Origin of the sequence: Methylocystis sp. JR02, from assembly GCF_030063565.1 — a bacterium.
Taxonomy (GTDB): Bacteria; Pseudomonadota; Alphaproteobacteria; order Rhizobiales; family Beijerinckiaceae; genus Methylocystis; species Methylocystis iwaonis.
Genome location: NZ_JASIRC010000001.1, coordinates 2060840 through 2074164, shown reverse-complemented (window position 1 = coordinate 2074164; position 13325 = coordinate 2060840). Strand labels below are relative to the sequence as shown.

The 13325-nt window shown below is 63.2% G+C and carries 16 protein-coding genes; 13 read left to right on the top strand and 3 right to left on the bottom strand.

The features are described from left to right. Positions 1 to 199: 199 nt before the first annotated feature. Complete coding sequence (locus tag QNA11_RS09845; RefSeq protein WP_283482890.1) at positions 200 to 1879, bottom strand: electron transfer flavoprotein-ubiquinone oxidoreductase; 1680 nt, start codon at positions 1877 to 1879, stop codon at positions 200 to 202. Between the two features lie 121 nt (positions 1880 to 2000). On the opposite strand from QNA11_RS09845, the gene QNA11_RS09840 reads away from it, so the two are divergent. The 8 genes from QNA11_RS09840 to QNA11_RS09805 all read left to right on the top strand — a co-directional run bounded on the left by QNA11_RS09840 (position 2001) and on the right by QNA11_RS09805 (position 8713). Continuing rightward, positions 2001 to 2498, top strand: a complete 498-nt coding sequence (locus tag QNA11_RS09840) for an HXXEE domain-containing protein (protein ID WP_283482889.1) — start codon at positions 2001 to 2003, stop codon at positions 2496 to 2498. Continuing rightward, positions 2495 to 3487, top strand: a complete 993-nt coding sequence (locus QNA11_RS09835) for an HlyD family secretion protein (protein ID WP_283482887.1) — start codon at positions 2495 to 2497, stop codon at positions 3485 to 3487. Before QNA11_RS09840 ends, QNA11_RS09835 begins: the two co-directional genes overlap by 4 nt. 175 nt (positions 3488 to 3662) lie before the next feature. Beyond that, positions 3663 to 4598 (top strand): ABC transporter ATP-binding protein, encoded by a 936-nt coding sequence (locus QNA11_RS09830; RefSeq protein WP_283482886.1) that lies wholly within the window; start codon positions 3663 to 3665, stop codon positions 4596 to 4598. Between the two features lie 17 nt (positions 4599 to 4615). After that, a complete protein-coding gene (locus QNA11_RS09825; RefSeq protein ID WP_283484192.1) occupies positions 4616 to 5776 on the top strand; it encodes an ABC transporter permease in 1161 nt (386 codons plus the stop codon). A 43-nt stretch (positions 5777 to 5819) separates the two neighbouring features. Beyond that, positions 5820 to 6029, top strand: coding sequence for a hypothetical protein (locus QNA11_RS09820; RefSeq protein ID WP_283482885.1), 210 nt, complete (start codon positions 5820 to 5822; stop codon positions 6027 to 6029). Positions 6030 to 6049: 20 nt separating this feature from the next. Then, complete coding sequence (locus tag QNA11_RS09815; RefSeq protein ID WP_283482884.1) at positions 6050 to 6475, top strand: hypothetical protein; 426 nt, start codon at positions 6050 to 6052, stop codon at positions 6473 to 6475. 97 nt (positions 6476 to 6572) lie between these two features. Continuing rightward, on the top strand, positions 6573 to 8195 hold the full coding sequence (locus tag QNA11_RS09810; protein ID WP_283482883.1) for an ABC-F family ATP-binding cassette domain-containing protein: 1623 nt from the start codon (positions 6573 to 6575) through the stop codon (positions 8193 to 8195). Between the two features lie 200 nt (positions 8196 to 8395). Further along, entirely contained in the window at positions 8396 to 8713 is a 318-nt protein-coding gene (locus QNA11_RS09805) for a hypothetical protein (protein ID WP_283482882.1), read from the top strand. Between the two features lie 191 nt (positions 8714 to 8904). Here the strand turns inward: QNA11_RS09805 and QNA11_RS09800 are convergent, their stop codons facing one another. Together QNA11_RS09800 and QNA11_RS09795 are read right to left on the bottom strand one after the other, a co-directional pair. After that, entirely contained in the window at positions 8905 to 9276 is a 372-nt protein-coding gene (locus QNA11_RS09800; protein ID WP_283482881.1) for an ArsR/SmtB family transcription factor, read from the bottom strand. An 85-nt stretch (positions 9277 to 9361) separates the two neighbouring features. After that, a complete protein-coding gene (locus tag QNA11_RS09795; RefSeq protein WP_283482880.1) occupies positions 9362 to 11302 on the bottom strand; it encodes an ABC transporter ATP-binding protein in 1941 nt (646 codons plus the stop codon). A gap of 344 nt (positions 11303 to 11646) precedes the next feature. On the opposite strand from QNA11_RS09795, the gene QNA11_RS09790 reads away from it, so the two are divergent. From QNA11_RS09790 to QNA11_RS09770, 5 genes are read left to right on the top strand one after another with little or no spacing between them, the layout of a single operon-like run. After that, entirely contained in the window at positions 11647 to 12084 is a 438-nt protein-coding gene (locus tag QNA11_RS09790) for a KGG domain-containing protein (protein ID WP_246744988.1), read from the top strand. A gap of 25 nt (positions 12085 to 12109) precedes the next feature. Beyond that, positions 12110 to 12307 carry a hypothetical protein gene (locus tag QNA11_RS09785; protein ID WP_202074181.1) on the top strand — a complete coding sequence of 66 codons (198 nt, stop codon included), beginning with the start codon at positions 12110 to 12112 and terminating at the stop codon, positions 12305 to 12307. Positions 12308 to 12335: 28 nt separating this feature from the next. Further along, positions 12336 to 12536 (top strand): hypothetical protein, encoded by a 201-nt coding sequence (locus QNA11_RS09780; protein ID WP_202074182.1) that lies wholly within the window; start codon positions 12336 to 12338, stop codon positions 12534 to 12536. A gap of 37 nt (positions 12537 to 12573) precedes the next feature. Beyond that, complete coding sequence (locus tag QNA11_RS09775) at positions 12574 to 12795, top strand: hypothetical protein (RefSeq protein ID WP_281928848.1); 222 nt, start codon at positions 12574 to 12576, stop codon at positions 12793 to 12795. An 18-nt stretch (positions 12796 to 12813) separates the two neighbouring features. Then, complete coding sequence (locus tag QNA11_RS09770) at positions 12814 to 13110, top strand: DUF5789 family protein (protein ID WP_202074184.1); 297 nt, start codon at positions 12814 to 12816, stop codon at positions 13108 to 13110. The last annotated feature ends 215 nt before the right edge of the window (positions 13111 to 13325 follow it).

Sequence of the window (13325 nt, the reverse complement as noted above, 5' to 3'; positions counted from 1 at the left end):
AGAAAATGCGCGCCTCACGCCATTGGCGCAGGGTTGGCGCCGAGAAGGGAGAGGAAGTCGAGCATCGATCGGTTCTCTGTCATTCCCGACGCTCGCGAAGCGAGCGATCGGGAATCCAGAACGACATTAGCGCTATTGAGGCTCTGGATTCCCGGTCGGGCTTTCAGCTCGCCGGGAATGACAAGCCGTCCGAGCGGCCTCACATATTCGGATAGTTCGGCCCGCCGCCGCCTTCCGGCGGCACCCAGGTAATGTTCTGCGCCGGGTCCTTGATGTCGCAGGTCTTGCAGTGCACGCAATTTTGCGCGTTGATCACGAAGCGCGGATCGGCCTTCGCCTCCTCGTCGCCATAGACGACTTCATAGACGCCCGCCGGGCAATAGAGCCGCGCCGGCTCGCCATAGATCGGCAGGTTTTGCTCGATCGGAATCGACGGGTCGGCCAGCTTGAGATGCACCGGCTGGTCTTCCTCGTGGTTGGTGTTCGAGACGAAGACCGAGGAGAGCTTATCGAAAGCCGGTTTCTGCGTGAGCTTCTGATAGACGATCGGGGTGACTTCCGAGAGCGGCTTCAGGCAGGCATGGTCCGGCTTGCCGTGCTTAACCGTGCCGAAGAACGAGAAGCCGAAGAGCTCATTCGTCCACATGTCGAGGCCAAAGAGCGGCGCCCCGAGATAAGTGCCGAGCTTGGACCAGATGGGCTTGACGTTTCGCACCGGCTTGAGGTCGCGGCCGATATCCGACGCGCGCCAGGCGGCGTCGTAAGCGCTCACCTCGTCATGCGCGCGGCCTTCCGCGATCGCCGCGGCCACATGCTCGGCCGCGAGCATGCCTGAGAGAATGGCGTTGTGAGAGCCCTTGATGCGCGGCACATTCATGAAGCCTGCCGCGCAGCCGATCAGCGCGCCGCCGGGGAAAACGAGCTTGGGCACGCTCTGCCAGCCGCCTTCGGTAAGCGCGCGCGCGCCATAGGCGAGACGCTCGCCGCCTTCCAGCGTCGGCGCGACCATCGGGTGGCATTTGAAGCGCTGGAATTCGTCGAAGGGCGAGAGGGTCGGGTTCGAATAGTTCAGGTGGACGACAAAGCCGACCGACACCAGCCCATCCTCGAAATGATAGAGGAAGGAGCCGCCGCCCGTGTCGGACTGCAGAGGCCAGCCGAAGGAATGCTGCACGCGGCCGGGGTGGTGCTTCTCCTTGGGGATGCGCCACAGCTCCTTGAAGCCGATGCCAAATTTCTGCACGTCGCTGTTCTTGCAGAGATCGTATTTGGCGAGCACTTGTTTCGACAGAGAGCCGCGCGCGCCTTCCGCGAAGAGCGTATATTTGGCGCGCAGCTCCATGCCGCGGGTGAAGCTGTCCTTTGGCGTCCCGTCGCGGTCGACGCCCATGTCGCCCGTGGCGACGCCGAGCACCTCGCCCTTGTCGCCGTAGAGAATCTCGGCGCCCGCGAAGCCGGGATAGATTTCCACGCCCAGCGCCTCGGCCTCCGAGGCCAAGAAGCGCACGACATTGCCGAGCGAGCCGATGAAATTGCCGTGGTTATTCATCAGCTTCGGCATCAAAATATTGGGGATGCGGAAGCCGCCCTTCTCGGAAAGCAGCAGGAACTGGTCGTCGTGCACCTGCGTCTTCAACGGCGCTTCGTCGTGCGACCGCCAGGAGGGGAGGAGGCGATCGAGGCCGATGGGATCGATGACGGCGCCGGAGAGAATATGCGCGCCGGGCTCGGAGCCTTTTTCGATGACGACGACGGAAAGATCGGGCGCGACCTGCTTGAGTCGAATCGCGGCGGCGAGGCCGGCCGGTCCTGCGCCGACGATCGCGACATCGTAGTCCATGCCCTCGCGCTCGGGCAATTCCGTAATCTCTTCAGACATTTCCGATCCCTTTTCGCGTCCTTTTCGCGCAGCGTCGGCGGCACTCTAGCCTTTTTCTTCGCGGCGCGCCAAAACTAGGCCCTGGAGTCGGCGGATTGGGCGGCTCGGAGGCGATCAACCGATGTTTTCTTGCCTCTCCTGGCCTGCCGCAGTCTGGTTGTTTATCGCGGCGACTGCATTGCACAATCTGGAAGAGGCGATCTGGTTGCCCGGATTCTCGGGCTTTCCTCCTCTCGCCTCGGTTCCGCCCCGCGCATTTCGCTTTGCCGCGGCGGCGCTCACCCTGCTTTTTGGCGCGGCGGGCGCGCTTGCGATTGGCGGCGGCGCGCATAGCTTGGGCGCTTATCTGATTTGTGGCCTGGCGCTGGCAATGAGCGTTAACGCCGTCGCGCCTCATCTGGCTCTCAGCCTCGCGCGTCGAAGCTATATGCCCGGCAGCGCGACGGCTCTCGCGCTCGTTTTGCCGAGCGGCGTTTTCCTTATGGGCAAGTCGCTCGGCGAGGATTATCTCTCCCCGCGCGTCTTCGCTGCGGCGGGGCCAGCGACGGCGCTTCTCCTTCTTCTTGCGACGATCGGCTTGCTGCGTGTCGGCGTCTTGCTCGAAAGGGCGGGCGCATGAGGCGACTCGTCGCGCTCCTCGTTCTCGTCATCGTGCTCGCCGGTCTTTGGTGGGGCCTCACGCGCAATAATGGGGCGCGGCAGATTGCCTTCCTTGGCTACGTGGAAGGTGAAACCCTCTACATTGGCCCCAATGAAGGCGAGCGGCTGGCGCAGCTTTTCGTTGCGGCCGGCTCCGTCGTGAAACCCGGCGATCGGTTGTTCGACATGTCGACCACGCTTCTCGATCGCAGCCGCGCCGAAGCCGTCGCGCGCATCGGCCAGCTCGAGGCGCAGGTGCAGAACCTCCAGGCGGCCATCAACCGCCCGCAGCAGATCGCGGTGCTGCAAGCCGCGCTGGAGCGCGCCGAGGCATCGCTCACCTTGTCGCGCAATGATTACGATCGCCAGCGCAAGCTTTTCGCCACCGGCGACATTCCGAAGTCCACACTCGACCGCGCCGAAATGGCGCTGAGGCGCGACGAGGCCAGCGTGAAGGAGGCGCGGCGACAGGTGGAGGCGGCGCGGATTCCGGGGCGCACGCAGGAAATCGAGGCGGCGCAGGCATCGCTCAATCAGGCACATGCGCAATTGCAGGCGATCGACATTCGCATCGGCCGCCAGAATGTCGTCGCGCCGGCCGGCGGGGTGGTGCAGGATGTGTTTTTTCGACCCGGCGAAGTGGTGAACGCCGGCCAACCCGTGGTGGCGCTGCTGCCGCCGGAGAACCGCAAGGTGCGGTTCTACGTGCCGGAGCCGCGTCTCGCCGGCGTCAGGCTCGGTGGGCGCGCGCGGGTGCAATGCGACGGCTGTCCGGGCGATCTCTACGGCCGCATTTCATTCGTTGCGAGCCGGCAGGAGTATACGCCGCCGGTGATCTTCAGCGATGTCGAGCGGGCGAAACTCGTTTTCAAAGTGGAGGCGCGGCTCGAAGGGAAGGCGCGGGAGCTGCCTTTGGGAATGCCGGTTTCGGTGACGCCACTTGCGGAAGCGGCGGAGGTGGGAAAATGAGAAAGCCGCTGTTTTTGGTTGTTGCCGGAAACCTCTCGGCGTCATGCCCGGCCTTGTGCCGGGCATCCACGCGAGGCAGCCGCGGCGCGGTCGCCATGCCATCAAGGTCTTTGCAGCTTCGGGGCGTGGATGGCCGGGACAAGCCCGGCCATGGCGGTTGAGAGGCGGGCGGGCAATGACAGAATCGGCCTCGCCCGATATTGCGATCGACGTCTCGGGCCTCACCAAAATCTTCGGCGAGAAGAAGGTCGTCGATAATTTCACCCTGCGCGTTCGTCGTGGCCATATCCAAGGCTTCCTAGGCCCCAACGGCAGCGGCAAAACGACGACGATCCGCATGCTGTGCGGCCTGTTGACGCCCGATGGCGGCGAGGGGCGTTGCCTCGGCCTCGACATCCGCACGCAGCAGGACGAGATCAAGCGCCAGGTCGGCTACATGACCCAGGGCTTCTCGCTGTATCGCGACCTCACCATCCGCGAGAACCTTGAATTTGTCGCGCGCATCTATGGTCTCGAGGCGCCGGAAGACATGGCGCAGGCGGCGCTGGAGCGGCTTGGGCTCACGGCGCGGGCGGGCCAGCTTGCGGGCGAGCTCTCCGGCGGCTGGAAACAGCGGCTCGCGCTCGGCGCCTGCATTTTGCCGGGGCCTTCGCTGCTTCTGCTGGACGAGCCGACGGCCGGCGTCGATCCGAAAGCCCGCCGCGATTTCTGGGACGAGATCCACAATCTCGCCAATGAAGGCCTGACCGTGCTCGTCTCGACGCATTACATGGACGAGGCCGAGCGCTGTCACGAGATCGCTTATATTCTCGATGGGAAACTGCTGGTCTCGGGCACGATCGAGGACATTGTGCGCAACGCAGGGCTCACGACCTATGTCGTCACCGGCGAAGGGCTCGACGCTTTGGCGGCCGAATTGAAACATGCGCCGGGCGTCGACATGGTCGCGCGTTTCGGCGCGGCCTTGCATGTCGGCGGTCGCGATGCCGGCGCGATGGAGGCGGTCGCCGCGCGCTACGCCAACGCGAGCCATCGCTGGACGCATGACCAGCCGACGCTGGAAGATGTCTTCATCGACCTGATGACGCGCAACCACCGGAACGGCCAATGACGCAAGCGCCGAGACGCATGGATGCGAGACCCGCGCGGCGGGGGCGCCTCGCGCAATCCTGGCAGCGGCTCGTCGCCATGTTCGTGAAAGAGTTTATTCAGCTCCGCCGCGACCGACCGACGCTCGCCATGATCGTCGGCATTCCGCTCATGCAATTGCTGCTCTTCGGGTTTGCGATCAACACGGACCCAAAGCATTTGCCCACCGCAGTGCTGATGAGCGACGACAGCCCGATTGCGCGCGCGCTCCTCGGCGCCTTGCGGGCGACGGACTATTTCGACGTCAAATATGTTGCGAAGGGAGAAGAGGACGCCGATGCGTTGATCCTCTCGAACCGCGCGCTCTTCGTCATCCAGATCCCGCCAGATTTCTCGCGCCGGCTGGTGCGCGGCGAGCGTCCTTCGCTCCTTGTCATCGCGGATGCCACTGACCCCACTGCGACCATCGGCGCCGTTGCGGCGGCTGCCGGCGCCGCCAATCAGGCGCTGGATCGCGAACTCACCGGACCGCTCGCATCGCTCGCCCAAAACGCGCCGCCCTTCGATTTGCAGGTGCAGCGCCGCTACAATCCGGCGGGAGAAGCGCGCCGCAATATTGTGCCGGGGCTCATCGGCACCATCCTCACCATGACGATGCTGATCTATACGGCGCTATCCGTCACGCGCGAGACGGAGCGCGGCACGATGGAAGCGCTGCTCGCTATGCCGGTGAAGCCCGTCGAAATCATGCTCGGCAAGATCACGCCCTATGTTTTGGTCGGCGCCGTGCAGATGGCCACGATTCTGATCGTCGCGCGCTTTCTCTTCCAGGTTCCGATCGTCGGCTCGCTCTTCGTGCTCGTGCCGCTGACGCTGCTGTTCATTATCGCCAATCTGTCGATGGGCTACACGCTTTCGACCATCGCCGAGAATCAGCTCCAGGCGATCCAAATGACGTTCTTTTTCTTTCTGCCGAGCATGCTGCTCTCGGGCTTCCTCTTTCCCTTCTATGGCATGCCGGTCTGGGCGCAATATATCGGCGAGGCGCTGCCGCTCACCCATTTTTTGCGAATCGTGCGCGCTGTGATGTTGAAAGGCTCGGGCTTCGTCGATCTCGCGACGGACGCCGGCGCGCTGGCGCTGTTCGCGCTTGTCGCAATGAGCATTGCCGTCATGCGCTTCCGCCAGACGCTGGATTGACGGACGGCCGCGGACGCCTAACATTGAGACCATGGAGGCAGCCATGACGAAGCCAGAAGCCGACCCGATCACGCGCTTCAACACAATCTGGAAAGTTGCATTTGTTCTCGCGCTGCTTCTTGGCGCCTATAATCTCTGGTCCTTCTTCAACAGCAGCCGCTATCAAGCCCTCTGCGGCGCCTCCTATTGGGAGCTGAGCCGCGCGCAGCTCGACGCCTGCCTGGAGCAGAAGCAAAATCTGGAAGGCAAATAGGCCGGCGAGGGGAAATCGCGATGGGCAGGACTTTCGCTTACGCCATTTGCTGTGCGCTTATCCCGGCGGCGGCTGGCGCCACCGAAATTCATCTCGATTGCGCGCGGTCAAACCAGACAGCGATGGTCGATATCGACACCGACCGGCAGTTTTTGCAGATCATGTGGGGCGAAGGGGTCGCCGAGGAATATAAGCAGGGCGACTCCTATATTTCCGGGCCGGACAAATACGGGCGCAAGGAAAAGGTCGTCTATGTGATGGGCCTCGACAAGAGCCTCGTCACCTTCGGCACGGACCGGCTCTGCATGGAGGACGGCGCCAAAAAATGCCGCGAGCAGCACGTGCGCAACACACTTGACGTCGCGCGCGGCGAAATGAAATACGATAATGGCGACGAGATCGCCGTTCTGACCTGCCATCCGGCGCCGCCGGGGCGGCGGTTTTAGGCGTAAAACCGCGCTCCCAGCTTCTGACGGGCCCGCTTTCATCCGGAAAGGCTGCGGCGTCGTAAGTCGCACAGCTCCCTCCGTGACAAGGGCCCCTATGATTCGCGTGGAAAACATCAGCAAGCAGAACGGCTCCCAGATCCTTTTCGTCGAGGCGTCCGCGGCGCTCCTGAAAGGGGAAAAAGCCGGCCTTGTCGGCCCGAACGGCGCCGGCAAGACGACGCTGTTTCGGATGATCTCGGGCCGCGAGCTGCCAGACGAAGGCCAGGTCTCGACTGATCGCGGGGTCACGATCGGCTATTTCAATCAGGAAGTCGGCGAAATGTCGGGCCGCAGCGCCGTGGCAGAGGTGATGGACGGGGCGGGGCCCGTCAGCGCCGTCGCCGCGGAGCTGCGGGAGCTCGAGGCCGCCATGGCCGATCCCGACCGCGCCGACGATATGGACGCGATCATCGAACGCTATGGCGAGGTGCAGGGCCGCTTCGAGGAGCTCGACGGCTATGCGTTGGACGGGCGCGCGCGCGAGGTTCTCGCCGGCCTCAACTTCAGCCAGGAGATGATGGACGGCGATGTTGGCGCGCTGTCCGGCGGATGGAAGATGCGCGTCGCGCTCGCCCGCATCCTGCTCATGCGCCCGGACGCCATGCTGCTCGACGAGCCGAGCAACCATCTCGACATCGAAAGCCTCATCTGGCTCGAGGCCTTTCTGAAAGGCTACGAGGGCGCGCTGCTGATGACCTCGCACGATCGCGAATTCATGAATCGCATCGTGTCGAAGGTCATCGAGATCGACGGCGGCGCGCTGAACACCTATTCCGGCGATTACGAATTCTATGAGCAGCAGCGCGCGCTCAACGAAAAGCAGCAGCAGGCGCAATTCGAGCGTCAGCAGGCGATGCTCGCCAAGGAGATCAAATTCATCGAGCGCTTCAAGGCGCGCGCCTCACACGCGGCGCAGGTGCAGAGCCGCGTGAAGAAGCTCGACAAAATCGAGAAGATCGAGCCGCCGAAGCGCCGCCAGACCATTCTCTTCGAATTCCGACCCGCGCCGCGCTCGGGGGAGGATGTCGCGACGCTGAAGAGCGTGCACAAGAGCTACGGAAGCCGCCGTATCTATGAAGGGCTCGATTTCGCGGTACGCCGCAAGGAGCGCTGGGCGGTGATGGGCGTCAACGGGGCCGGGAAGTCGACGCTGCTCAAGCTCATCGCAGGCGCGGCGCAGCCGGACGACGGCGCGGTGACCATCGGCGCCAGCGTGAAAATGGGTTACTTCGCCCAGCATGCCATGGAGCTTCTCGACGGCGACCGCACGGTTTTCGAGGAGCTGGAATATACTTTCCCGCAGGCGGGGCAGGGGTCGCTGCGCACGCTCGCCGGCTGTTTCGGCTTTTCCGGCGACGACGCGGAGAAGAAGTGCAATTTTCTCTCTGGAGGGGAGAAGGCGCGGCTCGTGATGGCCAAGATGCTTTACGATCCGCCGAATTTCCTCGTGCTCGACGAGCCCACGAACCATCTCGATCTCGCGACAAAAGAGATGCTCATCGCCGCGCTCGCCGAATATGAGGGCGCGATGCTCTTCGTCTCGCATGATCGCCGCTTCCTGGGGGCGCTTTCAAATCGCGTTCTCGAGCTGACGCCCGAGGGCGTTCATAAATATGATGGGGGCTATACGGAATATGTTGCGCGCGCGGGCTATGAAGCGCCGGGATTGCACGATTGACCGGCGCGGCTTCTTCTTGGAACTATTATAAAAAGCTCAATATTTGAGCGCTCCGCCCGCTTGGCTAAATCTCGGACATGCGCCACTATGTTGCGTGTCTATATAGCGCTGGCGGGCGGCCTCCAAAGCTGGGCCGGGAGAGAAGATCGGACGCTGCTCTCTTGACCATCGGCGCGCAACCTTGATGACGGAACGCATCCATGACCGATCTGGTTGAACAACGCGCCTTACAGTCCACGCAAACGCTTCCCGGCGCCGCCCCCGCCGAAGAGCAACCCAACGCTTTTGCGAGCGGCGTCGCTCTTCAAGACGCGACTGTCCTGATCCATGTGCGCTTCCGGCCGGATGGCAAGGTTTGGGAAATCGCCGAATGCCCCGACGGTCTCGATAAGGACGAATGGTTCAAGCGGCTATGCGGGCGCGCGGGAGACAGATTCCAGACGCGCTGCGGCGCGCGTGGACTCTTCCGCCTGTCGCTCGCGCAACTCGAGGCGCTGAAAGCGCCCATCCTTCACTGATACGAAATCTGCTGGTTGGCTCGCTGTATTCCCGACGCTCGCAAAGCGAGCGATCGGGAATCCAGAGCAAAACCTGCGTTCTTGTGGCTCTGGCTTCCCGGTCGGGCTTTCAGCCCGCCGGGAATGACAAAAGCCTGCGAGATGCAGAAGCGATTAAGTGTTCGGAGTCGCGTCGCCGCGCGCCTGCATAATTATCTCCCGCAAAAGACGTCGTGCAGCAGCGCGATCACGCGTTGCACGCGCTCGTCCGCGAGCGAATAATAGATTGTGCGAGAGTCGCGCCGCGTCGCCACAAGGCCGTCCTGCCGCAATCTCGCGAGATGCTGCGAGAGCGCGGATTGGCTCAGCCCAACGGCCTCCTGCAAATCGGTGACGCAAATTTCGCCCTTATGCAGCTCGCACAAAACCATGAGCCGATGCGCATTGGCGATCGCTTTCAGAAAATGCTCGGCCTCCTCGGCCTTGGGAATGAGGGCCTGGATAACGTCGGCTTGCGGTTTCGACGTCGAGCTTCTGGCTGTCCTCTGGGGTTTCGGCAAAAGCGTGAGATCCTGAAGCGTCATATGCGTGGCCCCTTGCTGGTCAGCGGGCAGATCGCGTTCTGAAAAAGCCATGTTGACGCAGTGCTAGCGCCAATCCGGACTATAGTCAACTAGTTCTATAGACTTTGGCAGCAACTTCTTGTTCGGCCGTCGCAACTTTGGCGTCCCGGCCTTTGCGCCCAGCGCCGGCGCCGCGTTTAGCGCGGCGAGCGGCCTTGTCGTCTGTCTGCCGGCGCCAGAGCCGCGCATAGGCGCCGCCCTGCGCCAGAAGCTGCGCATGCGTGCCAGTTTCGACGATCCGCCCGGCGTGCATCGCAAAGACCTGATCGCAGTCCACCACTGAATCGAGCCGATGGGTGACGAGCAGGACGGTGCGGCGTCTCTTGAGGCGGTGCAGAGTGTCGATCAGCCGCAGCTCGTTTTCGGGATCGAGCGCGCTCGTCGGTTCGTCTAGGACGAGGAAGGGCGCTTCGCTCACCAGCGCTCTTGCAATCGCGAGGCGCTGTCGTTGGCCGCCGGAGAGATTGGCGCCCCCTTCGCTGAGCACTGTGTTGTAACCCTCCGGGAGCGCGTCGATGAACTCCGCCGCGCCTGCGAGCGCTGCGGCGTCTTCGATATCCGCGTTGCTCGCCGACGGCCTTCCATAGGCGATGTTCTCGGCGACGCTTGTCGGAAGCACGAGATTGTCTTGTGTCACGAAGGCGAAATGCGCGCGCAGATCGACGAGACGCGCTCGGCGTATGTCGAGGCCGTCGAGCCGCACGGCGCCGCGAGACGGGTCGTGAAAACGCAGCATCAACTTGAGCAGCGAGCTTTTGCCAACGCCGCTCGGCCCAACAAAAGCGACCATCTCGCCCGGCGCGACTGTGGCCGTGATGTCCGACAGCACCGGGCAGTCGCGCCGATAGGCGAAGGAAACATGGTCGAAAGAGAGACGTCGCGGGCGCGGCGGCAGCGGTTGTGCGTCCGGCCTGTCCTTGATCGCCTCAGGCTCGTCCAGGACGAAAAACACACGCCGCGCGGCGGCTTCGAATGTGCGAATTTTCGAGAAAAACTCGGCGAGCCATTTCAGAGGGTCCCAAAGCTTACGCAAATAATCCATGAAAATGATCAGCGCCCCGACCGTCATGCCGTCCGGCGTCGGCGCGAGAAACTGGTCATGATACACGAGCCAACCGCCATAGCCGAGAATGATCGCGCCGCCGATCGAGAGGATAATGTCGCGCGCGAGCGGATAGAGCTGCTCCTGCCAGTTCAGTCGCAATAGCGCCTTTACGCTGCGCGCGACGGCGTTCTCGAAGCGGCGGAACTCGAAGGGCTCGCGTCGGAAGGCCTGCGACAGCGGCACGCGCGACATCGCCTGCTGGATATGCGCGGTGAGATCGGCGTCGATCTGCTTCGACTCGAGCGCGCGCTGGTGGATGCGCATGCCGAAACGCCAGTTGCTCCACAAGATCAGCGGAGCCACTGCATAGGCTGCGAAAGTGAGCGGCGCGCTGCGCGACAGCAGGATGGCCGTCATGACGGTAAGCGTTACGGCCGCAACGGAGGTGCCGATCATAATGTCGACGACGCCCCACGGTCCGAAGGCGTCGGTGGTCAGGCGGTAGATGGAGTCGCCCAGCGGGCGCGATTGGTGATAGCCCAGATCGAGCCGTTGCAGCTTGCCGAAAAGATCGGCGCGCACGCGCGTGGTGCCCCAATAGTTCAGGTAAAAATTGATCATCATCCGCACCATCCAGGCCGAATAGCCGATGATCTGCAGAGAGAGGCCGATAATGACGAGGCCGACAATCTGCCCCGGCTTGTCCTCTGGCAGGACGGCGAGAAAATAGCCGTGCAGCCAGCCGCCTTTCGGCTCCGTTGTCAGCACCGAGTCGACGAGGACGGCAAGCGGCCAGGCTTCCAATAATCCGACGCCCACGGAAACGCCGATGAGGAAGACCAGCGTCGCGATCCAGGGCCAATTGGGCGAAAAGTAAGAGAAGGCGCGTTCGTAGACGGTGCGTTTTGCGCCGGCGTGCAGTCGCTCGTCTGTCGGGTTCATGCGCCCTTCAACGCGCGGCCAAGCAAAAAGGTCGCGCTGGCGCGCTGTGCAAACATACTGGCAAACAAGAAAAAACCTGTCTTGCGGAAGCGGGGCCGGCGATCTGCCCATATGAACGTCTTGCTACGTATTCGTACTTACTTCCCATGCCCAACGCGCAAACGATCTAGCGCTGATCGCTTCGATCGTCCGGCGATCGCGACCGGCGTTTCAGTCTCTGAAGCGCCGGCGCTCTGGCAACCGGATGAGAGGCTGCTCGGCTGGAAGGATGCGCTGACCGGCTACGGCAGGGGCTGAAAAGAGCCCTCGAACTTCCAGCGCAGCGGTGGAAACGGGAGGTCAACATGCCACGCAGTCACGGCACGGAACAGGGAAAAGGAACCGAGAAGTCCAAGGGCACCATGACGGTTCAGGAAGCCGGCAAGATGGGCGGCGAGATCCGCAAGGAAGAGCTCGGCCCGGAAGGCTATTCCGAGATCGGCAAGATGGGCGGCGAGGTCCGCAAGGAGCAGCTCGGCCACGAGGGCTATTCGGAAATGGGTAAGAAGGGCGGCGAGGCGCGCAAAGAGCAGCTCGGCCCGGAAGGCTATTCCGAACTCGGCAAGATGGGCGGCGAAGCGCGCAAGGAGCAGCTCGGTCCTGAGGGATACTCCGAACTCGGCCACAAAGGCGGGCAGCGCGTGAAGCAGCTCATCGAGGAAGGCAAGCGCGCCGAAGGCGAGGGCGCTGGCGAGGAGGAAGAAGGCGGCGAGGAAAGCCCTCGCGGCAAACCGCGCCACTGACGCCGACTTTTGAAGGAGAAGCGAGATGGCCCAGCGGCAATCTGGTCAGGAACCCGGGAAGGCCGGCAAGGGAAAGATGACCGTCCAGGAAGCCGGCCACCTCGGCGGCGAGAAGGGCGGCCATAAGGGCGGTCAGCGGGTCAAGGAGCTGATCGAGGAAGGCAAGGAGAAAGAACAGGAACAGTCGACGGGCAAGGGCGCCCAACCCAAGCAGCGCCACTGACGGTGGGCCACAGGAGAAGGAGGCCATCATGCCGCAGAAGCACACTGAGCCCGAGAAGCCGCCGGTTCGGCACGGGCAGATGACGGTCGAGGAGGCGGGACGCCTCGGCGGCCACAAGGGCGGCCAGCGCGTGAAGCAGCTTGTCGAGGAAGGCAAGCGGGTCGAGCGCGCGGAAGGCGCCGAGGACATCGAGAACACGCAGGATGAAGAGGAGGACGGCGAAGCCTGATCCTTGGGTTTCGCCGCAACGGCGAAAGGAACAGAAGATGCCGCAGAAACACAGTGGAACGCAGGGCGGCGGGAAGTCGCCGGCCAAGCCGATGACCGTCAAGGAAGCCGGCAAGATGGGCGGCGAGATCCGCAAAGAAGAGCTGGGGCCCGAGGGCTATTCCGAGCTTGGCCACAAGGGTGGGCAGCGCGTGAAGGAGCTCATCGAGGAAGGCAAGCGCTCCGAGGGCGGCCCCGCGAAGGGCGGCAAGAAGCACTAGCCGCGCTAGGAGGACATCATGCCTCGAACGACCGAAAACACGGGCGAGGGTCGCGGCAGCGGCCATAAGGGACCTGCGAAGGGCTTCGCCTTCGGCGTCGCATCGGTGACGCAGGCGCTCCATGGCGCAAGCTTCCCGATCTCCAAGGAGGATCTCATCCGAGAGCACGGCAAGGAGGAGGTCAACTGGACGAAGGACAGCTCCGAAAGTCTGGGCGACATTCTCAGGGACGTGGATAAGGACGAGTTCCTTTCGGTCGCCGACGTCGCTTCGGCCGTTTCCGAAGCGCACCGGGAGGAGGGGGAGGAGGAGTAGCTTCCCCCCTCCAAGACCATCGACCAAGACCGTCGACCAGAGGGGGGCCGGCGGGCTGCTCGAAAGCAATATTCCCAAGATTGTGAAGCGTTGTTTTTTGCGCAGAGGCCGGCGGCGGAGGCCGACTGGCTGCGGCCTCGATTGCGCCGCCGCGCCCGCGGCGTTACAACGCGCTCCTTCACACATCGCTGAGCGACTCACGCCGATCCGTGTCG

Coding starts and splice junctions, on each gene's coding strand:
- QNA11_RS09795 (WP_283482880.1), bottom strand. CDS start 11,302: ATGAACCCGACAGACGAGCGACTGCACGCCGGCGCAAAACGCACCGTC.
- QNA11_RS09840 (WP_283482889.1), top strand. CDS start 2,001: ATGTTTTCTTGCCTCTCCTGGCCTGCCGCAGTCTGGTTGTTTATCGCG.
- QNA11_RS09810 (WP_283482883.1), top strand. CDS start 6,573: ATGATTCGCGTGGAAAACATCAGCAAGCAGAACGGCTCCCAGATCCTT.
- QNA11_RS09785 (WP_202074181.1), top strand. CDS start 12,110: ATGGCCCAGCGGCAATCTGGTCAGGAACCCGGGAAGGCCGGCAAGGGA.
- QNA11_RS09775 (WP_281928848.1), top strand. CDS start 12,574: ATGCCGCAGAAACACAGTGGAACGCAGGGCGGCGGGAAGTCGCCGGCC.
- QNA11_RS09815 (WP_283482884.1), top strand. CDS start 6,050: ATGGGCAGGACTTTCGCTTACGCCATTTGCTGTGCGCTTATCCCGGCG.
- QNA11_RS09780 (WP_202074182.1), top strand. CDS start 12,336: ATGCCGCAGAAGCACACTGAGCCCGAGAAGCCGCCGGTTCGGCACGGG.
- QNA11_RS09820 (WP_283482885.1), top strand. CDS start 5,820: ATGACGAAGCCAGAAGCCGACCCGATCACGCGCTTCAACACAATCTGG.
- QNA11_RS09845 (WP_283482890.1), bottom strand. CDS start 1,879: ATGTCTGAAGAGATTACGGAATTGCCCGAGCGCGAGGGCATGGACTAC.
- QNA11_RS09825 (WP_283484192.1), top strand. CDS start 4,616: ATGGATGCGAGACCCGCGCGGCGGGGGCGCCTCGCGCAATCCTGGCAG.
- QNA11_RS09790 (WP_246744988.1), top strand. CDS start 11,647: ATGCCACGCAGTCACGGCACGGAACAGGGAAAAGGAACCGAGAAGTCC.
- QNA11_RS09800 (WP_283482881.1), bottom strand. CDS start 9,276: ATGACGCTTCAGGATCTCACGCTTTTGCCGAAACCCCAGAGGACAGCC.
- QNA11_RS09830 (WP_283482886.1), top strand. CDS start 3,663: ATGACAGAATCGGCCTCGCCCGATATTGCGATCGACGTCTCGGGCCTC.
- QNA11_RS09805 (WP_283482882.1), top strand. CDS start 8,396: ATGACCGATCTGGTTGAACAACGCGCCTTACAGTCCACGCAAACGCTT.
- QNA11_RS09835 (WP_283482887.1), top strand. CDS start 2,495: ATGAGGCGACTCGTCGCGCTCCTCGTTCTCGTCATCGTGCTCGCCGGT.
- QNA11_RS09770 (WP_202074184.1), top strand. CDS start 12,814: ATGCCTCGAACGACCGAAAACACGGGCGAGGGTCGCGGCAGCGGCCAT.